Annotated in this window: 19 protein-coding genes and 1 rRNA gene; 2 read left to right on the top strand and 18 right to left on the bottom strand. The window is 73.9% G+C overall.

Translation table 11 applies throughout. The features are described 5' to 3' along the window. The 8 genes from FHL79_RS22535 to FHL79_RS22570 all read right to left on the bottom strand — a co-directional run. A 16S ribosomal RNA gene (locus FHL79_RS22535) occupies positions 1-67 on the bottom strand; the annotation flags it as partial. A 479-nt stretch (positions 68-546) separates the two neighbouring features. Further along, the gene (dapB, locus tag FHL79_RS22540; RefSeq protein ID WP_218938574.1) at positions 547-1,350 is read right to left on the bottom strand and encodes a 4-hydroxy-tetrahydrodipicolinate reductase; all 804 of its coding nucleotides are present in this window, start codon (positions 1,348-1,350) and stop codon (positions 547-549) included. Between the two features lie 59 nt (positions 1,351-1,409). After that, the gene (locus FHL79_RS22545; protein WP_138760796.1) at positions 1,410-1,778 is read right to left on the bottom strand and encodes a VanZ family protein; all 369 of its coding nucleotides are present in this window, start codon (positions 1,776-1,778) and stop codon (positions 1,410-1,412) included. A gap of 4 nt (positions 1,779-1,782) precedes the next feature. Beyond that, complete coding sequence (locus tag FHL79_RS22550; RefSeq protein WP_138760797.1) at positions 1,783-3,078, bottom strand: M16 family metallopeptidase; 1,296 nt, start codon at positions 3,076-3,078, stop codon at positions 1,783-1,785. Positions 3,079-3,154: 76 nt separating this feature from the next. After that, complete coding sequence (locus FHL79_RS22555; RefSeq protein WP_138760798.1) at positions 3,155-5,413, bottom strand: polyribonucleotide nucleotidyltransferase; 2,259 nt, start codon at positions 5,411-5,413, stop codon at positions 3,155-3,157. 257 nt (positions 5,414-5,670) lie between these two features. Next, positions 5,671-5,940: a 30S ribosomal protein S15 gene (rpsO, locus tag FHL79_RS22560; RefSeq protein WP_014742314.1), complete on the bottom strand. Its 270-nt coding sequence runs from the start codon at positions 5,938-5,940 to the stop codon at positions 5,671-5,673. Between the two features lie 503 nt (positions 5,941-6,443). Further along, positions 6,444-7,415, bottom strand: coding sequence for a bifunctional riboflavin kinase/FAD synthetase (locus FHL79_RS22565; protein ID WP_138760799.1), 972 nt, complete (start codon positions 7,413-7,415; stop codon positions 6,444-6,446). A 34-nt stretch (positions 7,416-7,449) separates the two neighbouring features. Continuing rightward, entirely contained in the window at positions 7,450-8,598 is a 1,149-nt protein-coding gene (locus FHL79_RS22570) for a branched-chain amino acid aminotransferase (RefSeq protein WP_171058298.1), read from the bottom strand. A 167-nt stretch (positions 8,599-8,765) separates the two neighbouring features. Here FHL79_RS22570 and FHL79_RS22575 point away from each other — a divergent pair, with 167 nt between their 5' ends. Further along, positions 8,766-9,761 (top strand): alpha/beta fold hydrolase, encoded by a 996-nt coding sequence (locus FHL79_RS22575; RefSeq protein WP_138760800.1) that lies wholly within the window; start codon positions 8,766-8,768, stop codon positions 9,759-9,761. Here the strand turns inward: FHL79_RS22575 and FHL79_RS22580 are convergent. Further along, entirely contained in the window at positions 9,722-10,048 is a 327-nt protein-coding gene (locus FHL79_RS22580; protein ID WP_138760801.1) for an antibiotic biosynthesis monooxygenase family protein, read from the bottom strand. The genes FHL79_RS22575 and FHL79_RS22580 overlap by 40 nt on opposite strands. A 59-nt stretch (positions 10,049-10,107) precedes the next feature. Here FHL79_RS22580 and larB point away from each other — a divergent pair, with 59 nt between their 5' ends. Continuing rightward, positions 10,108-10,815, top strand: a complete 708-nt coding sequence (gene larB, locus FHL79_RS22585; RefSeq protein ID WP_138760802.1) for a nickel pincer cofactor biosynthesis protein LarB — start codon at positions 10,108-10,110, stop codon at positions 10,813-10,815. Here larB and larE read toward each other — a convergent pair. The 9 genes from larE to FHL79_RS25975 form a co-directional block, all read right to left on the bottom strand. Further along, the gene (larE, locus tag FHL79_RS22590; RefSeq protein ID WP_138760803.1) at positions 10,806-11,636 is read right to left on the bottom strand and encodes an ATP-dependent sacrificial sulfur transferase LarE; all 831 of its coding nucleotides are present in this window, start codon (positions 11,634-11,636) and stop codon (positions 10,806-10,808) included. The genes larB and larE overlap by 10 nt on opposite strands. A 22-nt stretch (positions 11,637-11,658) precedes the next feature. After that, on the bottom strand, positions 11,659-12,579 hold the full coding sequence (gene truB, locus FHL79_RS22595) for a tRNA pseudouridine(55) synthase TruB (protein WP_138760804.1): 921 nt from the start codon (positions 12,577-12,579) through the stop codon (positions 11,659-11,661). Further along, a complete protein-coding gene (locus tag FHL79_RS22600) occupies positions 12,576-13,910 on the bottom strand; it encodes an MATE family efflux transporter (RefSeq protein WP_138760805.1) in 1,335 nt (444 codons plus the stop codon). The genes truB and FHL79_RS22600 overlap by 4 nt, the downstream gene beginning before the upstream one ends. Further along, positions 13,907-14,929 carry a DHH family phosphoesterase gene (locus tag FHL79_RS22605; RefSeq protein ID WP_138760806.1) on the bottom strand — a complete coding sequence of 341 codons (1,023 nt, stop codon included), beginning with the start codon at positions 14,927-14,929 and terminating at the stop codon, positions 13,907-13,909. Before FHL79_RS22605 ends, FHL79_RS22600 begins: the two co-directional genes overlap by 4 nt. Next, positions 14,926-15,174 carry a hypothetical protein gene (locus FHL79_RS22610; protein WP_138760807.1) on the bottom strand — a complete coding sequence of 83 codons (249 nt, stop codon included), beginning with the start codon at positions 15,172-15,174 and terminating at the stop codon, positions 14,926-14,928. The genes FHL79_RS22605 and FHL79_RS22610 overlap by 4 nt, the downstream gene beginning before the upstream one ends. Next, a complete protein-coding gene (gene rbfA, locus FHL79_RS22615) occupies positions 15,171-15,716 on the bottom strand; it encodes a 30S ribosome-binding factor RbfA (protein WP_138760808.1) in 546 nt (181 codons plus the stop codon). The genes FHL79_RS22610 and rbfA overlap by 4 nt, the downstream gene beginning before the upstream one ends. An 82-nt stretch (positions 15,717-15,798) precedes the next feature. After that, the gene (locus tag FHL79_RS22620) at positions 15,799-16,116 is read right to left on the bottom strand and encodes a DUF503 domain-containing protein (protein ID WP_246081133.1); all 318 of its coding nucleotides are present in this window, start codon (positions 16,114-16,116) and stop codon (positions 15,799-15,801) included. Positions 16,117-16,182: 66 nt separating this feature from the next. Further along, positions 16,183-18,021 (bottom strand): translation initiation factor IF-2, encoded by a 1,839-nt coding sequence (gene infB, locus FHL79_RS22625; RefSeq protein WP_246081135.1) that lies wholly within the window; start codon positions 18,019-18,021, stop codon positions 16,183-16,185. A 353-nt stretch (positions 18,022-18,374) separates the two neighbouring features. After that, a partial coding sequence (locus FHL79_RS25975) for a hypothetical protein (protein ID WP_246081137.1) occupies positions 18,375-18,619 on the bottom strand: 245 nt, incomplete at its 5' end.

Here is an 18,619-nt window from a genome sequence, read left to right on the forward strand (position 1 = left end):
GCTCGACTTGCATGTGTTAAGCACGCCGCCAGCGTTCGTCCTGAGCCAGGATCAAACTCTCCGTAGATGATTTGATCACAGCTGAGACCGAGAGTTGGCACTCTCGTTCAATCAACCAAAGGAACCCCACGAGACCCCGAAGAGCCCCGCACATGGGGGTATTGATACTTGGCACTGACTTTCGGCACGCTGTTGAGTTCTCAAGGAGCGGACGCGCGGAGAACCAGACCTTGGAAGGTCGTCGTCTCCGGCGGCTCGTACTACGTTACGCCGTGCACGGCTCGCTGTCACACCCGGGGGTCTGACCTTGCGGCTCCCGGCCCTTCCGGCCCGGTCTCGCTCGGCGCAAAGAGGAAGTTACGCGGCCCTGAGGAACTCGTCAAACCCGGGGGGCACCTGATCGCCTGTGTTCCGGTGCCGGGGTCCCCCTGAGGGCACGAAACCGCAGGTCGCAGGCGTCTGGCGCCTTGGAAACTGCGACCCAGCTCACGTGACAGCGGGGTGTCCGGACGCCTCACCCGCCCCGGCGGTCACGTGTCGGTGCCGTCAGAGACCGAGCAGGGACTCGATCCCGACGGTCAGGCCGGGACGGTTGCCGATCTCCCGGACCGCGAGCAGGACCCCCGGCATGAAGGACGCCCGGTCGTAGGAGTCGTGGCGCAGGGTCAAGGTCTCCCCCGCCGAGCCCATGAGCACCTCCTGGTGGGCGACCAGACCGGTGAGCCGGACGGCGTGCACCGGGATCCCCTCGACGTCCGCGCCGCGGGCGCCGGGCAGGGAGTCGGACTCCCGGGTGGCGTCGGGTGCGGCTGGGACGCCGGCCGCCCGACGCGCCGCGGCGACCAGCCGGGCGGTGCGGGCCGCGGTCCCCGACGGGGCATCGACCTTGGCCGGGTGGTGCAGCTCGACGATCTCCACGCTGGGGAAGAAGCGAGCCGCCTCCGCGGCGAAGCGCATGAGCAGCACGGCGCCGATGCCGAAGTTGGGGGCGATCAGCACGCCCACCTCGGGCTTGGGCTCGAGCCACTCGGCGATGGTGGCCAGCCGCTGCTCGTCGAAGCCCGTCGTCCCGACGACGCAGTGGATGTTCTGGTCGATGCAGAAGCGGATGTTCTCCATGACCGAGTCCGGCCGGGTGAAGTCGACGACGACCTGGGCGCCGGCGTCGGCGACGTTGAACAACCAGTCGCGCTCGTCGACCATCGCGACCAGTTCCAGGTCCTCGGCCTCGTCGACAGCGCGGCAGACCTCGGTGCCCATCCGGCCACGGGCGCCGAGCACCCCGACCGCGATGAGCGGGGCTTCGGCAGGGGTGGTCGTACGCGGGGCTTGGTCCGGCGAGGTCGTCACCCCGCGATGCTCACGAACCGGGGGTCGGGATGCAAGGCGGCCGTCCGACCACCGGCGGTTCAGCGGGGAGCGCCGGTGCGGCGGGACGCGATGAGCCGCCACACCAGCAGGCCGGCGACGACCCCGGCCGAGTCCGCGACGAGGTCACCGATCGAGGCGTCCCGGTCCACGAGGGACGTCCCCTGGAGCAGCTCGCTGCCGGCGGCGTAGAGGACGAGCAGGCCGGCGAGCACGCCCTGGCCGACGCCGGACCAGCGGCCGGTGAGCGCCAGCACCGCGAACAGCGAGAAGTGGACGACCTTGTCGACCCCCGGGGGGCCGGACGGCACGTCCCCCGGGGGCGCGAAGAGCACGGCCAGTGAGACGAGCACGGCGACGGCGAAGGCCCCGCGGGCCAGCGCGCCGTGCTCTCGGAGCGGACCGGTCACCGGCTCAGGCGAGGAGCCGGTCGAGGTCGCGGTCCCGGTAGGGACCCACCACGGCCAGGCAGGTCGGCCGGGTGAGCAGGTCGGCGGCGACCGCCCGTACCTGCTCCTCGTCGACCGCGTCGAGCAGGTCGAGGACCTCCTGCACCGACAGGTACTCCCCGAAGGACAGCTCGCTCTTGCCGAGCCGGCTCATCCGGGAGCCGGTGTCCTCCAACCCCAGGACCAGACCGCCCTTGAGCTGGCCCACTGCGCGGGCCACCTCCTCCGACGTCAGCCCGGAGGCAGCCACCGCGCCCAGCTCGCCGCGGACCAGTCGGAGCACCTCGGGCACCCGCTTGGGTGAGCACCCGGCGTAAACCGAGAAGCTCCCCGACCCGGCGTAGTGGGTGAGGGAGGACCCGACGCTGTAGACCAGACCGCGCTTCTCCCGGATCTCCTGGAACAGCCGCGAGCTCATCCCGCCGCCGACCGCGGCGTCCAGGACGGCCGCGGCGTACCGGCGGTCGTCCAGGCGCCCCATGCCCAGGCTGCCCAGCAGCAGATGGGTCTGCTCGGTGGGCCGGTGGATCAGCCCGGCCGGCCGGGCGGGCGCGGTCAGGACCGCGTCGTCGCCCAGCCGCAGCGGGTCCGGTCGCGCTCCCCCGGTGAGCCGGTCCCCGAAGGCCGCGGTCACCAGGTCCAGCACCTGGGCGTGGTCGACCCGGCCGGCGGCCGAGACGACGATGGAGGGCACGGCGTACCGCTCCCGGTACCAGCCGTCGACGTCGTCCCGGGTGAGGGACTCGATCGACTCCACCGTCCCCAGCACCGACCGCCCCAGCGGGGTGTCCCCGAACAGGGTCTCGGCGTGCAGGTCGTGCACGGCGTCGGCCGGCTCGTCGTCGCGCATGGCGATCTCCTCGAGCACCACGGTGCGCTCGGACTCCAGGTCCGGTGCGGTGTTCAGGGCGTCGGTGACCAGGTCACCGAGCATCGCCACCGCGAGCGGCAGATCGCTTGCCAGCACGTTCGCGTAGTAGCAGGTGTGCTCCTTGGCGGTGAAGGCGTTCATCTCACCGCCGACGGCGTCCATCGCCGTGGCGATCTCCAGCGCCGTGCGGCTGCGCGTCCCCTTGAACAGCAGGTGCTCGAGGAAGTGCGAGGAACCGCCCAGCGCCGGGCTCTCGTCACGAGAACCGACGCCGACCCAGATGCCGAGGGTCGCCGAGAGCACCCCGGGCATGGTCTCGGTGATCACCCGCAGGCCGCCGGGCAGCTCGGTGCGCTCCACGCGCCCGCCGAACTCGTCGACGTCCAGCACCTCAGTGGTACCGACCGAGGCCGGGGTGGACGCCGCAGCGCCCACCCCGGCCCCGGTCAGGTGGTCCGTCCTCGTGTCACGCCTCCGCGGGAGCCGCGGCCTCGGCCGGAGCCGAGTCGGTCGCTGCCGCGGCGTCGCCCTCGACGACCGGCACCAGGCTGATCTTGCCCCGGGCGTCGATGTCGGTGATCTCCACCTGCAGCTTGTCGCCGACGTTGGCGACGTCCTCGACCTTGGCGATCCGCTTGCCGTTGCCCAGCTTGCTGATGTGCACGAGGCCGTCGCGGCCCGGCAGCAGCGAGACGAAGGCCCCGAAGGCCGTCGTCTTCACCACGGTGCCGAGGAACCGCTCGCCGACCTTGGGCAGCGTCGGGTTCGCGATCGCGTTGATCCGGTCCACGGCGGCCTGCGCCGAGGGGCCGTCCGAGGCGCCGACGTAGATCGTGCCGTCGTCCTCGATGGTGATGTCGGCGCCGGTCTCGTCCTGGATCGCGTTGATCATCTGGCCCTTGGGGCCGATGACCGCACCGATCTTGTCGACCGGGATGCGCACCGTGGTCACCCGCGGGGCGAACGGGCTCATCTCGTCCGGGCCGTCGATCGCCTCGAGCATGACGTCGAGGATGTGCAGCCGGGCAGCGCGGGCCTGGGTCAGCGCACCCGCGAGGACGTCGGAGGGGATGCCGTCGAGCTTCGTGTCCAGCTGGAGGGCCGTGACGAAGTCCTTGGTGCCGGCGACCTTGAAGTCCATGTCACCGAACGCGTCCTCGGCACCGAGGATGTCGGTCAGCGCGACGTACTGCGTCGTGCCGTCGACCTCGTCGGAGACCAGGCCCATGGCGATGCCGGCGACCGGGGCCTTCAGCGGGACACCGGCGTTGAGCAGGGCCAGCGTGGAGGCGCAGACCGAGCCCATCGACGTGGAGCCGTTGGAGCCGAGGGCCTCGGAGACCTGGCGGATCGCGTAGGGGAACTCCTCGCGGTCCGGCAGCACCGGCAGCAGCGCCCGCTCGGCGAGCGCGCCGTGGCCGATCTCGCGGCGCTTGGGCGAGCCCACCCGACCGGTCTCACCGGTGGAGTACGGCGGGAAGTTGTAGTTGTGCATGTAGCGCTTGCGGGTGATCGGGTTCAGCGTGTCCAGCTGCTGCTCCATGCGGAGCATGTTCAGCGTGGTGACGCCCATGATCTGGGTCTCGCCCCGCTCGAACAGCGCCGAGCCGTGCACCCGCGGCAGGACCTCGACCTCGGCCGACAGCGGCCGGATGTCGGTGAGGCCACGGCCGTCGATGCGGATCTTGTCGCGCAGGATCCGCTGCCGGACGACCTTCTTGGTGACCGCGCGGAATGCCCCGGAGATCTCCTTCTCGCGGCCCTCGAACTGGCCGGCCAGCGCGGCCTTGACCTCGTCCTTGAGCGCGTCGGTGGCCTCCTCGCGCTCCTGCTTGCCGGCGATGGCCTGGGCCACGGTCAGCTTCTCGGCGGCCTGGGCCTCGACGGCGGCGTACACGTCGTCCTGGTAGTCCAGGAAACGGGGGAAGTGCGCCTCGGGCTTGGCGGCCTTGCCGGCCAGCTCGCTCTGCGCCTGGCACAGCGCCTTGATGAAGGGCTTGGCGGCCTCGAGGCCCTGGGCCACGACCTCCTCGGTCGGGGCGGTGGCCCCACCGGCGACAAGCTCGATGGTCTTCTCGGTGGCCTCGGCCTCGACCATCATGATCGCGACGTCGCCGTCGGGCAGCACCCGGCCGGCCACGACCATGTCGAAGACGGCGTCCTCGAGCTCGGCGTGGGTCGGGAAGCCGATCCACTGGCCGTTGATGAGCGCCACCCGGGTGCCGCCGACCGGGCCGGAGAACGGCAGGCCGGACAGCTGGGTGGACGCCGACGCGGCGTTGATCGCGAGCACGTCGTAGACGTGGTCGGGGTCCAGCGACAGCACGGTGATGACGACCTGGACCTCGTTGCGCAGGCCCTTGGCGAAGGTCGGGCGCAGCGGGCGGTCGATCAGTCGGCAGGTGAGGATCGCGTCCTCGGACGGCCGACCCTCACGGCGGAAGAACGAGCCGGGGATCTTGCCGATCGCGTACATGCGCTCTTCGACGTCCACCGTGAGCGGGAAGAAGTCGAACTGGTCCTTGGGCTGGCGGCCGGCGGTGGTGGCCGACAGCAGCGTGGTGTCGCCCATGGTGGCGACGACCGAGCCGGCGGCCTGCTTGGCCAGGCGGCCGGTCTCGAAGGTGACGGTGCGGGAGCCGAGGGCCCCGTTGTCGATCACCGCGGTGGCGGTGAAGACGCCGTCCTCGGCGTCGAAGTCGGTCTCTGTCGTGGGTGCGGACATCGTGTCCTCTTCCTACGTCGCATACGGCGACGTCCTCTTCGCGGCTCTGCGCCGACGGTGTCCGGGGCGACCGGTCTTCGATCGAAGCCCTCGGGGTGTCGCGGGTCCCTGCTTCTGAGGCTCGCTGCGTCCCGGGGGCCACTACCGAGGACCGGCCCTCGCAGGACGGCCGGCGTGGTAGCCGGTGGTCTCCTCCGGCGGGTGCCGGACGAGAGAGGGGACCGTCCCGGCGTGCCGGAGCGGTCCCCTCGGTGGTGCTAGCGGCGCAGGCCGAGCCGCTCGATGAGCGAGCGGTACCGGTTGATGTCGGTCTTGGCCAGGTAGTTCAGCAGCCGCCGCCGGCGGCCGACCAGCAGGAGCAGGCCCCGCCGGCTGTGGTGGTCGTGCTTGTGCTGCTTGAGGTGCTCGGTCAGGTCGCTGATCCGTCGGGTCAGCATCGCGACCTGCACCTCGGGGGAACCGGTGTCGTTCTCGACCGTCGCGTACTCGGTCATGATCTGCTTCTTCGTCGCGCTCTCCAGCGCCATGGTGCCTCCAGGGCAGGTCACGTGTGGCCCCCGGTCTGTGTCACGGGGGCAGCATGCACACACGTCGGTCTCCCGACGTCAACACCCAGGTTACACAAGGCGTCCGGAGGCCTCTGCGCCGATCGGGGACGCGGGACGGGACCCGGGACGGAGGCTGTCGCGAGGCGTGGGCACGGGAGGCCCGTCCTGTCGTGGCGAGTGGGGGCCGGAGCCTGTCCTGTCGCGAGGAGTGGGGCCCGGAGGGTCCCGCGACCGAACGACGAAGCGGCTCAGCGCGACCGGGGAACGGCACCTGGCCGAGCTGTTCTGTGGCGAGGAGTGGGGCCCGGAGGGTCCCGCGACCGAACGACGAAGCGGCTCAGCGCGACCGGGGAACGGCACCTGGCCGAGCTGTTCTGTCGCGAGGAGTGGGGCCCGGAGGGTCCCGCGACCGAACGACGAAGCGGCTCAGCGCGACCGGGGAACGGCACCTGGCCGTGGTGCGGCCCGTCAGGGTCGCAGTGTCACAGCCCCAGGACGGCGCGGGTCCGGACGACGTCCTCGCCCATCGCCACCAGCAGCTCCGGGACGCCGGCGAAGGTGAGCATCGGGCGCAGCCGTTCCACGAACTCCACCCCGACGTGCTCGCCGTAGAGGTCGCCGTCGAAGTCGAGCAGGTGCGCCTCCACCGTGCGCCGGGCACCGGAGAACGTCGGGTTGCTCCCCACCGAGATGGCCGCCGGGTGGCTGCTCCGGCTCGCCCCGTGGCGGTCGCGCAGCACCAGCCGGCCGGCGTAGACCCCGTCGGCCGGAACTGCGGTGTGCGCGGGGCTCTCCACGTTCGCGGTCGGGTAGCCCAGCTCCCGGCCGCGCCGGTCGCCACGCACGACCACGCCGTCGACCCGGTGCGGGCGACCCAGCGCGAGGGCCGCCGAGGCCATGTCCCCGGCGGCCACGCAGGCCCGGATGTAGGTCGAGGAGATGGTGACCTCACCGGTCCCGGACGGGTCCGGCGCCGAACCGACGACGGTGAGGTCGACCCCCTCGACGCCGAAGCCGAACCGGCGCCCGTCGGCGGCCAGCGTCTCCACGGTCCCGGCGGCCTTGTGGCCGTAGCTGAAGTTGCGCCCCACCACGACCTGCGTCACGTACAGGTGCTCGACCAGCACGGTGTGGGTGAACTCCTCCGGGGAGAGCCGGCTGAACTCAGCAGTGAACGGCAGCACGCACATGCCGTCGACCCCGAGGTCGGCGACCAGCTCGCCCTTGCGGTCGGCCGAGGTGAGGATCGCCGGGTGCGAGCCGGGCCGGACCACCTCGGAGGGGTGCGGGTCGAAGGTCAGCAGCACCACCGGGCGCCCCAGCGACCGGCCCCGCGCGACCGCAGTGCTGATCAGGTGCTGGTGCCCGCGGTGGACGCCGTCGTACATGCCGATGGTGACCACCGTGCGCCCCAGATCGCGTGGGGTGTCCCCCAGCCCGCGCCAGCGCAGCACGCCGTCCGCCTCCCCCGGTGCCCTGGTCGCCGACTCAGGCGGCGGGCGCGACGCGGTGCAGCCAGCCGTGGGTGTCGGGCACCCGGCCGTGCTGGACGTCGAGCAGGTGCGCGCGCAGCTGCATCGTCAGCGGACCCGGCTCGCCGTTGCCGACGGTGAAGTCGCCCGTGCGGGCCTTGACCTCGCCGACCGGCGTGATCACCGCAGCGGTACCGCAGGCGAAGGTCTCGGTGACCGTGCCGTCGGCCACGCCGGCCCGCCACTCCTCGACGCTGAACTTCCGCTCGGTGACGGTGTGCCCCAGCTCGCGGGCCACGGTGATCAGCGACTCCCGGGTGATGCCGGGCAGCAGGGTCCCGGTGAGCTCCGGGGTGACGAGCTCGGCGTCGGCGCCGGAGCCGAGGACGAAGAACATGTTCATCCCGCCCATCTCCTCGACGTAGCGCTTCTCCACCGCGTCGAGCCAGACGACCTGGTCGCAGCCGGCGGCGATCGCCTGCTCCTGGGCCAGCAGGCTGGCGGCGTAGTTGCCGGCGCACTTCACGTCGCCGGTGCCGCCGGGAGCGGCCCGGATGTAGTCCTCGGAGAGGTAGACCGACACCGGGTGCACGCCGCGGGGGAAGTACGCACCGGCCGGGCTGGCGATCACCAGGAAGAGGTACTCGTGCGCGGGGCGGACCCCGAGGAACGGCTCGATCGCCAGCATGTAGGGCCGGATGTAGAGGGTCTGGTCCGGGCCGGTGGGCACCCAGTCGCGGTCGGCGTCGACCAGGGCGTCGACCGCGGTGATGAAGGCCTGCTCGGGCACCGGCGGCATGGCCAGCCGGGCCGCGCTGCGCGCGAAGCGGGCGGCGTTGGACTCCGGCCGGAAGGTGGCCACGGTGCCGTCGGGCTGGGCGTAGGCCTTGAGCCCCTCGAAGATCGACTGCGCGTAGTGCAGCGCGGCCGCGCTCGGGTCCACCTGCAGCGGGCCGTAGGGCGTCAGCCGGGCGTCGACCCAGCCCTCGCCGAGCCGGTGGCGGGCCACGAACATCGAGTCGGTGAAGTACCTGCCGAAACCGGGGTCCTCCAGCTGCTGGGCGCGCTCGGTGGCGGAGCGGCGCGGCACGTCCTCCACGACCAGCGGCACGCCCTCGGTGAAGTCCCGGGAGGAGGTACGGCTGTCGCTGAGCGTGTCGGTCATGGCTCCCACCTGCTGGTGCTCGTGCTGGAGCGGCCCGGCGGTTGCCCGGCCCGCACCGCCACCCTAGACCGGCTCGTCGGTGGCCAGGCACGAGCGGGGCGGTGCCCACGGATGCGCGCGGACGCGGAACCGGCCGCACAGCCCGCGCGCCCACCTAGCCTGCGGGGATGGAGCCCGACGGGAGCGAGCCAGCCGGAGCCGCGTGGGAGCCGGTGCGGTGGACCGGGCACGAGGTGCGCACCGAGGTGGTGCTGCTGCACGGTCACCGGGTCTCCTGCCGGATCGGCGGGAGCGCGGGACCGGTGCTGCTCCTGCTGCACGGCCTGCTCGGGTCCGGGGCGAGCTTCGGCCCGGCGCTGGACGAGCTGGCCCGCACCCACCGGGTGGTCGCCCCGGACCTGCTGGGCCACGGCGCCTCGGAGAAGCCCACCGGCGACTACAGCCTCGGGGCGCTGGCCACGCTCGCCCGCGACCTGCTCGTCGTCCTGGGCGTGGAGTCCGCCACCGTCGTCGGGCACAGCCTGGGCGGCGGGGTGGCGATGCAGCTGGCCTACCAGTTCCCGGCCTCGGTCGAGCGGCTCGTGCTGGTCGACTCCGGCGGCCTGGGCCGGAACGTGAGCCCGGCGCTGCGGGCGGTGGCCCTGCCCGGCGCCGAGTGGGTGCTGCCCGCCGTGTTCAACCCCTACGCCGCGCGGGCGGCCGCCCGGCTGCTGCGCCCGCTGCACCGGGTCACCCCGCCCGCGCTGGCGCAGGTCGTCGCCGGCCTGGCGACGCTGGCCGACGCGGAGGCACGGGCGGCGTTCGTGCTCACCGCCCGGTCGGTCATCGGCGTCGGCGGGCAGCGGGTGAGCGCCACCGACCGGCTGTACCTGACCGCGGCGCTGCCGCTGCTGCTGGTCTGGGGCGGCCGGGACCCGGTCATCCCGGTGGCGCACGGCGAGACGCTGCACGCGCAGCTGCCGGGCAGCACGCTGGTGGTGTTCGACCGGGCCGGGCACTTCCCGCAGGTGGAGGACCCGGGCCGGTTCGCCGGCGTCGTCGGGGAGTTCGTGCGCACCACCACGGCGGCGCCACCGGCGGCCCGCGACGCCGCGTGGGCGGCGGCGCTGCGGGCCGGCTCGGCTCAGCTGCCCTTGGGTGCGGCGGACTCCACGACGTCGTAGCTCCACAGGTGGGTCTGCGACCGCTCGGCGGCCGGGGCGAGGGTGTCGCCACCGCCGGAGTGGGCGCGGTCGAAGTCCTGCCCGGACTGCCATGCCTGGTAGGCGTCCTCGTCCGCCCAGCGGGTGTAGACGAGGTAGGAGTCGGTGCCCTCGACCGGGCGGAGCAGCTCGAACCACTCGAAGCCCGGGGTGGTCTCCACGGCACCGGCCCGGCCCTTGAAGCGCTCCTCGAAGCGGGCCCGCTTGTCCTCCGGCACGGTCACGACGTTGATCTTGACGACGCTCATGCCCGCATCCTGCCCAACTCCGGCGCAGCCGACACGGCGGGTGGGCGAGACTGGTGCGCGTGACCGATCAGCCGCGCACCGCCGACCTGGGCTTCGCCCGGCTGGACGTCGACCGGGCCGCCCGCACCGGGACCCCCGAGGTGGTCTTCGCCGGCGGCAAGACCCCGGCGGAGACGGTCGGCTGCCTGGCCGGCCTCCTGGACGCCGGGCTGTCGCTGGCCTGGGCGACCCGCGTCGACCCGGAGACCGCCGCCGCGGTCCTCGACCGGTGGCCCGACGCGCACGTCGACCCGGTGGCCCGGGTGGCGTGGGTGGGCACTCCCCCGCCGCCGGTCGGTGAGGTGCTGGTGCTCACCGCCGGGACGTCGGACGGCGCGGTCGCCGCCGAGGTCGCCGCGACGCTGGCCGCGAGCGGGGTCGGCTGCCGGCGGGTGGACGACGTCGGGGTGGCCGGCGTGCACCGGGTGCTGGCCGTGGCCCCGGACCTCGCGGCGGCCGACGCGGTCGTCGTGGTGGCCGGCATGGACGGCGCGCTGCCCAGCGTCGTCGCCGGCCTGACCGACCGGCTGGTGGTCGCCGTCCCGACGTCGGTCGGCTACGGCGCCGCCTTCGAGGGGCTCGCCGCGCTGCTGACCATGCTCACCGCCTGCGCGCCGGGGGTGCTGGTGGTCAACATCGACAACGGCTTCGGCGCCGGCGTCGCCGCGGCCCGCATCGCGCGCTCGGCCCAGAGGGCGGCCGGCGGACCGCAGCCCGGTCACCTGTAGCGCACCGGGCCCGGCAGCAGCTCGTTCATCGCGCCCGAGCGGAAGCCGCGGGGGTCCAGCTCCACCCGGTCGAAGCCGGTGACCGCGGCCAGCAGCTCCGGCCCGACGGCGGGCACCAGCGCGGCGTCCACCTCCACCTTCGCCACGCCCTCGCCCATGTCCCGGACGCGGAGGTCGCGCACCGGCAGCCCGGCGCCGGCCAGCGCCGTCCGCAGCGCCGCCTCGGCGGCCTCGACCCGGGCCAGCCGCTCCCGGGACACCGGCACGCCGTAGGCGATCCGGCTGGCCAGGCACGCGGCGGCCGGCTTGTCGGCAAGCGGCAGCTCCCAGCGGCGGGCGGCGGCCCGGACGTCGTCCTTGGTCATCCCGGCGCGGGCCAGCGGCGCCCACGCACCGCGCTCGGCCGCCGCCCGGATGCCGGGGCGGAAGCCGGCCCGCAGGTCGTCGGCGTTGGTGCCGGTGACGACGTCGGCGATGCCCAGTTCGGCGGCCAGCGGGGTGAGCACGTCGACCAGCTCGGCCTTGCAGAACGCGCACCGGTCACCGGCGTTGGCCACGTAGCCGGGCCGGGACAGCTCGTCGGTGGCCGGCTGCTCGTGCCGGACACCCAGGCCCACCGCGAAGGCGTGCGCCGCGGCCCGCTCGGCCGCCGGCAGGCTCGGTGACACGGCGGTGGCGGCCACCACCCGGTCCGGGCCCAGGGCGCGCACCGCGGCGGCGAGGACGACCCCGGAGTCCACGCCCCCGGAGAACGCGACCAGCACGCCCGGCGCGGCGGACAGCTCGGCGTCCAGCACGGCGAGGCGATCGTCGAGGCTCACCTGCGCGAGGGTGCCACCCGGCTCAGCGCGGCGGGAAGCCGACGGCGACCCGGGCCACCGGGCCGGCGTCCTCCACCAGCGCGACGAGCCGGCCGTCCGGGGCGAGCGCGGCGTGCAGGCCGGGGGTGCCGGTGGCCGGCACCCGCTGTCCGTGGCCGACGGCGACCGCCTCCTCGGCGCCGAGCTCGCGGGCGGGGAAGACGGCGCGGGCTGCGTCGGCGAGCCCGAGCACGCCGGCACCGTCGCCGGGCCCGGCGAGAGCCGCGGCGGCGTCCTCGACCGGCCGGGCCTGCGCGATCGCGAAGGGGCCCGAGGACGTGCGGCGCAGCGCGGTGAGGTGCCCCCCGACGCCGAGCGCGGCACCGACGTCCCGGGCGATCGCGCGGATGTAGGTGCCGGTGCTGCAGGCGACCGTCACGTCGACGTCGACGAGGTCGGGTCCGGGCCGGGCGACGCGGTGGACGTCGATGCGGTGCACGGTGACCGACCGGGCCGCCAGCTCGAACTCCTCGCCGGCGCGGACCCGGTCGTAGGAGCGCCGGCCGTCGACCTTGACCGCGCTGACCGACGACGGCACCTGCTGCAGCGCCCCCACCTGGGCGGCCAGCGCGGCGCGGACGGCGTCCTCGCCGACGCCCGCAGCCGACGTCGTCGCGGTGACCGCACCCTCGGCGTCGTCGGTGACCGTCGCCTGCCCCAGCCGGACCGTGGCGTCGTAGGTCTTGTCCGAGCCGGAGAGGTGCCCGAGCAGCCGGGTGGCGGCGCCGACGCCCAGCACGAGCAGGCCGGTGGCCATCGGGTCGAGGGTGCCGGCGTGCCCGACCTTGCGCACCGACAGCACCCGGCGGGCGACGGCGACCACGTCGTGCGAGGTCATGCCAGCCGGCTTGTCGACCAGCAGCAGGGACGGCGGGACGTCGGCGTCGGGCTTCTTCGGGCTCACCGACCCACCGTCTCACCCAGCCAGGCGCTCCCCCGCACCCGGCGCCCGACCGCCACCAGCCGCAGGACGATGAACAGGGTCAGCCCGGTCCAGACACCGGGCAGCCCCCAGTCCAGCCACCCCGACAGCAGCGACAGCGGCAGGAAGCCCAGCAGTGCCGACGCCAGGGTCACGGTGCGCAGGTAGGCGGCGTCCCCCGCGCCCATCAGCACGCCGTCCAGCGCGAACACCACCCCCGCCAGCGGCTGCATCAGCGCGAGGAACCACCAGACGACGTCGGCCTGGGCGAGCACCGCGGGGTCGTCGGTGAACAGCGGCGGCAGCACCGGCCGCGACGCCAGCAGCAGGACGGCGACGACGACGCCGGTGCCCAGCCCCCACCGGACCACCCGGGCGGCGGTGTGCCGGGCGTCGGCGGGCCGGCCGGCGCCCAGCGCCGTGCCGACGAGCGTCTGGGCGGCGATCGCGTAGGCGTCCAGCACCAGGGCGAGGAAGAGCCACAGCTGCAGCGCCACCTGGTGCGCGCCGAGCTCGGCGGTGCCGGACCGGGCGACGACCGCAGCCGCGGCGGCGAACGCCAGCTGCAGCACGGCGGCGCGCACCAGCAGGTCGCGGCCGAGCACGAGCTGCGCCTTGAGCGCGGGCAGCCGGGGCCGCCAGGAGACCCCGGAGCGGGCCAGCTCCCGGGCCAGCGCCCGGACGAACAGCGCCGCGGCGATCCCCTGGCCGGCCAGGTTGGCCAGCGCGGAGCCGACCAGGCCGAGGCCCACCGGGTGCACCAGCAGCGGGCACAGCAGGACCCCGACCCCGCTGCCGGCGAGCACGTAGCCCATCGGCCGGCGCAGTTGCTGGACCCCGCGCAGCCAGCCGTTGCCGGCAAGCGCGACCAGCAGCAGCGGCAGGCCCGGGCTGGCGACCCGCAACCACTGCTCGCCGGCGTCGGCGACCGGACCCGCGCCCCCGGCGAGCAGCCGGGTCAGCGGACCGGCCAGGACCTGGAACAGCAGCGCCAGTGCGACGCCGAGGCCGAGGGCCAGCCAGGTGGCCTGCACGCCCTCCGCCACCGCGCCGGCCCGGTCACCGGCGCCGGTGCGGCGCGCGGCCCGAGCGGTGGTCCCGTAGGCGAGGAAGTTCAGCAGCGCCGCGACGTAGGCGAGCAGCCCACCGCCGACGGCGAGCCCGCCCAGGCTGACGCTGTCCAGGTGGCCCACCACGGCGGTGTCGACCAGCAGGTAGAGCGGTTCGGCGGCCAGCACGACGAGCGCGGGCGCCGCCAGCGCCGGGACGGACGGCCCGGGGCCGCGTGGCCGTCCCGAGGACGGCGGGGTCACGACAGGTGCGCGGCCCGCAGCTGGGCGCGGAGCTGCTCGAGCGTCCCCTCGAGGTCGGAGTACGAGCTGTAGCCGGCCGCGGCCCGGTGGCCCCCGCCGCCCAGCGCCATCGCGACCCCGGTCAGGTCGGTGGCACCGCGGGAACGCAGCGACACGACCCACGAGCCGTCGTCCTGTCCCTTGACCACGCAGGCGACGTCGGCCTCGGCGGTGGCCCGGACGACGTCCACGAGCGCCTCGAGCTGGTCGGGGGCCAGGCCGTGCGCCCGTGCCTCGGCCGCGGTCGACCAGGTCCAGACGAGCCCGGCACCGACGTCGGGCTCGAGCACCGCGCGGCCGGTGACCGCCGACAGCAGGCCCAGCCAGCCGAACGCCGCGGTGTCGAAGAGCCGGCGGCTGATGGCGGCGTGGTCGATCCCGGTGCGGAGCAGCCGGGCGGCCAGCTCGTGGGTGCCGGGGGACGTGTTGCCGAACCGGAAGGACCCGGTGTCCGCGGTCAGCCCGGCGTACAGGCAGGTGGCCAGGCGTTGGTCCAGTGCGACGTCGAGGCCCTCGAGCAGCTCGGCGACCAGCACCACGGTCGCGGCCGCCGTCGGGTCGACCAGCTGCACCTCGCCGAAGCCGGGGTTGCTGGCGTGGTGGTCGACGACCACGGACCGGCCGGCGGTGTCCACGAGCGCGGCCAGGCTGCCCAGCCGGCCGGGGGACGCGGCGTCGAGGCTGACGAAGACGTCGACCTCGGCCGGCACCTGCGCGGGGGACACCAGCTCGTCGGCGCCGGGCAGCCAGCCGAGGGACTCGGGCAGGACGAACGGCTCCGGGAACGTCGTCACCACCCGGGCACCGCGACGACGCAGGCCCTCCGCCAGCGCCAGGGTGCTGCCCAGGGCGTCCGCATCGGGCTGCACGTGCCCGGACAGGACGACGGTCGCCCCCTCGTCCGCTGCCCGGGCCAGCACCTCGACCGCGGCCGAGGTCGAGGTCGAGGTCGAGGTGACGTCGGTGGTCGGGGCGCTCACGGGGTGTCGTCGGGTCCCGGATCGGCGACCGGGGAGGCGTTCGACTCCTCCTCGACCCGGCCACCCCCCACCGGGTACGTGGAGCCGTCATCGGGCTCGTCAGCGGCGATGCTCTCGGTCGTGCCGATGTCGCCGCGTTTGCCGCCGGCGGTCGGGTCGCCGTCCGATGGCTCCTGACGCCCACCGAGGGTGGTGCCCGGGGTGGCGGCCGGGTCCACCGGGTCCGGGTCGACGGCCTCGGTCACGACGCGCTCCGCTGGGCGGCGGAGGGCCGGCCGTCGGAGAAGTCGTCGGTACGCCCGGCGTCGGGGTCCTCGGTGGACTCGTCGTCGGCGACCAGGTCATCGTCCTCGTCGTCGTCACCGATGACCACGGGCTTGCGGTAGGGGTCGGCGTCGCCGGCGTACTGCGCGCCCTCGCGGGCCCGGGCCAGCTCGGCGTCGGCGTGCCGGACGCGCTCCAGCGCCTCCTCCAGCTCGCGGGCGGTGTCCGGGACGATGTCGGCGATGAAGGTCAGCGAGGGCACGAACTTGATGCCGGTCTGCTTCCCCACCGTCGAGCGCAGCACGCCGGTGGCGCTGGCCAGCGCCCGGGCGGAGTCCTCCACCTGGGTGGCGTCGCCGTACACCGTGTAGAACACCGTCGCCTCGCGAAGGTCACTGGTGACGCGGGCGTCGGTGACGGTGACCATCCCGAGGCGGGGGTCCTTGATCTGCATCTCGATCGTGGCGCTGACGATCTGGCGGATGCGCACCGCCAGTCGCCGTGCCCGGGCCGGGTCGGCCATCGGTCCTCCTCGGTACTGGGTGGCCCCCTCGCAGGGCCCCACCGCGAGCTCGCGAGTGGTGGGGGGCGAGGGGGTCCTTCTGCTAATCGGTGTCGCTGAAGAGCTGACGGTGCGTCGACAGCAGCGTCACCTCCGGCCGTTCGACCAGCAACCGTTCACACGCGTCCAGGACGTCGGTCACCTGGCCGGCCTGGCCTGCGACGGCGGCGACCCCGACCTGCACACGGCGGTGCAGGTCGGGGTCGCCGACCTCGGCAGCGGCCACGGTGAAGCGACGCCGCAACTCGGCCACGATCGGCTTCACCACGGCGCGCTTCTCCTTGAGGGAGTGCACGTCGCCCAGCAGCAGGTCCGCGGTGAGCGTGCCCGTGAATATAAGGACCCTCCTGCCCCCCGCCACTCGCAGGCTCGCGGCGGGCCCCTGCAGGAGGGCCGAAAGGCTCTCCTGCAGGGGCCATGTCACCTGTTACGCGCGCGGCTTCTCACGCAGCTCGAAGGTCTGGATGACGTCATCGGCCTTGATGTCGTTGAACGACCCGAGACCGATACCGCACTCGTAGCCCTCCCGGACCTCGGTCGCGTCGTCCTTGAAGCGACGCAGCGACTCGACGGTCAGGTTGTCCGCGACCACAGCACCGTCCCGGACGAGCCGGGCCTTGGAGTTGCGGACGATGGTGCCGCTGCGGACCAGCGAACCGGCGACGTTGCCGATCTTCGGGACGCGGAAGACCTCGCGGACCTCCGCAGTGCCCAGCTGGACCTCTTCGTACTCGGGCTTGAGCATGCCCTTGAGCGCGGACTCGATCTCCTCGATGGCCTGGTAGATGACCGTGTAGTACCGGACGTCCACCCCCTCGCGGGCAGCCAGCTCGGTGGCCTGGCCCTCGGCCCGGACGTTGAAGCCCAGGACGATGACGTCGTCGGCCAGCGCCAGGTCGATGTCGCTCTTGGTGATCCCACCGACGCCGCGGTGGATGACCCGCAGCGCGATGTCGTCGCTCACCTCGATCTTCATCAGCGCCTCTTCGAGCGCCTCGACGGTGCCCGAGTTGTCGCCCTTGATGATCAGGTTGAGCTGACGGGTCTCCTTGAGCGCCGCGTCCAGGTCCTCCAGGCTGATCCGCTTGCGCATGGAGGCGTTCTGCGCGTTGCGGATGCGGGCCTGGCGGCGGTCGGCGATCTGCCGGGCGATCCGGTCCTCCTCGACGACGAGGAAGGTGTCACCGGCGCGCGGCACGGAGGTCAGGCCGACGACCTGGACCGGACGGGCCGGCAGGGCCTCCTTGAGCTTGTTGCCGTGCTCGTCGAGCAACGACCGGACGCGACCGTAGGCGTCGCCGGCCACGATCGAGTCGCCCTGGCGCAGCGTGCCGCGCTGGACCATCACCGTGGCGACGGGGCCACGGCCCTTGTCCAGCTTGCCCTCGATGACGACACCCTGGGGGTCCTGGCCGATGTTGGCGCGCAGGTCCAGCGAGGCATCGGCGGTGAGCAGGATCGCCGAGAGCAGGTCGTCGAGACCCTGACGCGTGGTCGCGGAGACGTCGACGAACATCGTGTCGCCGCCGTACTCCTCGGCCACCAGGCCGTACTCGGTGAGCTGCTGGCGGATCTTGGCGGGGTTGGCCCCCTCCTTGTCGATCTTGTTCACCGCGACCACGATCGGCACGTTGGCCGCCTGGGCGTGGTTGAGCGCCTCGACCGTCTGCGGCATGACGCCGTCGTCGGCGGCGACCACCAGGACGACGATGTCGGTGACCTTCGCGCCACGGGCACGCATCGCGGTGAACGACTCGTGACCCGGGGTGTCGATGAAGGTGACCGGACGCTCGTTGCCCTCGAGCTCGGTGATGATCTGGTAGGCGCCGATGTGCTGGGTGATGCCACCGGCCTCCTTGCCCGCCACGTTGGCGTGCCGGAGCGCGTCCAGGAGCTTGGTCTTGCCGTGGTCGACGTGACCCATGACGGTGACCACCGGCGGACGGATGTCCCAGTCGTCCTCGTCGTCGCTCTCCTCGTCACCGAAGGTGAGGTCGAAGGTGTCGAGGAGCTCGCGGTCCTCGTCCTCGGGGCTGACGACCTGGATGACCCAGCCGATCTCGGCACCGAGCAGCTGCAGCGTCTCGTCGTTGACCGACTGCGTCGCGGTGATCATCTCGCCCAGGTGGAACAGGGCGGTGACCAGCGCGGCGGGCTCGGCGTTGATCCGCTCGGCCAGGTCGGTCAGCGAGGCGCCACGCGGCAGCCGGACGGTCTGCCCGTTGCCGCGGGGCAGGCTGACGCCGCCCATCGACGGCGCCGCCATGGAGTCGAACTCCTGACGCCGCTGCTTCTTGCTCTTGCGCCCACGGACCGGACCGCGTCCACCCGGACGCCCGAAGGCACCCGCCGTGCCGGCGCCCGAGCCACCGCGCCCACGGCCACGGCCACCGCCGCCGCCACCGGGACGGAAGCCACCGGCCGGAGCGCCGCCGCCACCACCGGGACCACCGGGACCGCCGCCACCGGGACGGAAGCCACCGCCGCCGCCACCGCCGGGACCACCCGGACGGCCACGGCCACCGGCACCAGCACCGGCACCGCCGGGACCACCCGGACCGCCACCAGGCCGGCCGGCCGGCCGCGGCGGCATCATGCCGGGGCTCGGCCGCTGCGGCATCATGCCGGGGTTGGGCCGGGGCCCACCCGGACCTGCGGCCGGACGAGGTCCACCGGGACCGGACGCCGGACGCGGACCACCGGCACCGGGGCCGGGGCGCGGGCCGGCCGGGCCCGGACGCGGACCGCCGGGACCAGCGGCCTGGCCGGGGGCACCGCCGGGACGCGGGCCGGCGGCAGCCGGACGCGGCGCACTGCTGAAGGGGTTGTTGCCCGGCCGAGGGGCCGGACGGGGACCCGGGCGG

Source organism: Modestobacter altitudinis, assembly GCF_005930475.1.
Lineage (GTDB): Bacteria > Actinomycetota > Actinomycetes > Mycobacteriales > Geodermatophilaceae > Modestobacter > Modestobacter altitudinis.

Bases quoted from the DNA above. Each gene is read 5' to 3' on its own strand.
- FHL79_RS22555 (WP_138760798.1), bottom strand. From the start codon at position 5,413: ATGTCCGCACCCACGACAGAGACCGACTTCGACGCCGAGGACGGCGTC.
- rpsO (WP_014742314.1), bottom strand. From the start codon at position 5,940: ATGGCGCTGGAGAGCGCGACGAAGAAGCAGATCATGACCGAGTACGCG.
- FHL79_RS22570 (WP_171058298.1), bottom strand. From the start codon at position 8,598: ATGACCGACACGCTCAGCGACAGCCGTACCTCCTCCCGGGACTTCACC.
- FHL79_RS22575 (WP_138760800.1), top strand. From the start codon at position 8,766: ATGGAGCCCGACGGGAGCGAGCCAGCCGGAGCCGCGTGGGAGCCGGTG.
- FHL79_RS22580 (WP_138760801.1), bottom strand. From the start codon at position 10,048: ATGAGCGTCGTCAAGATCAACGTCGTGACCGTGCCGGAGGACAAGCGG.
- rbfA (WP_138760808.1), bottom strand. From the start codon at position 15,716: ATGGCCGACCCGGCCCGGGCACGGCGACTGGCGGTGCGCATCCGCCAG.
- infB (WP_246081135.1), bottom strand. From the start codon at position 18,021: ATGGCGGCGCCGTCGATGGGCGGCGTCAGCCTGCCCCGCGGCAACGGG.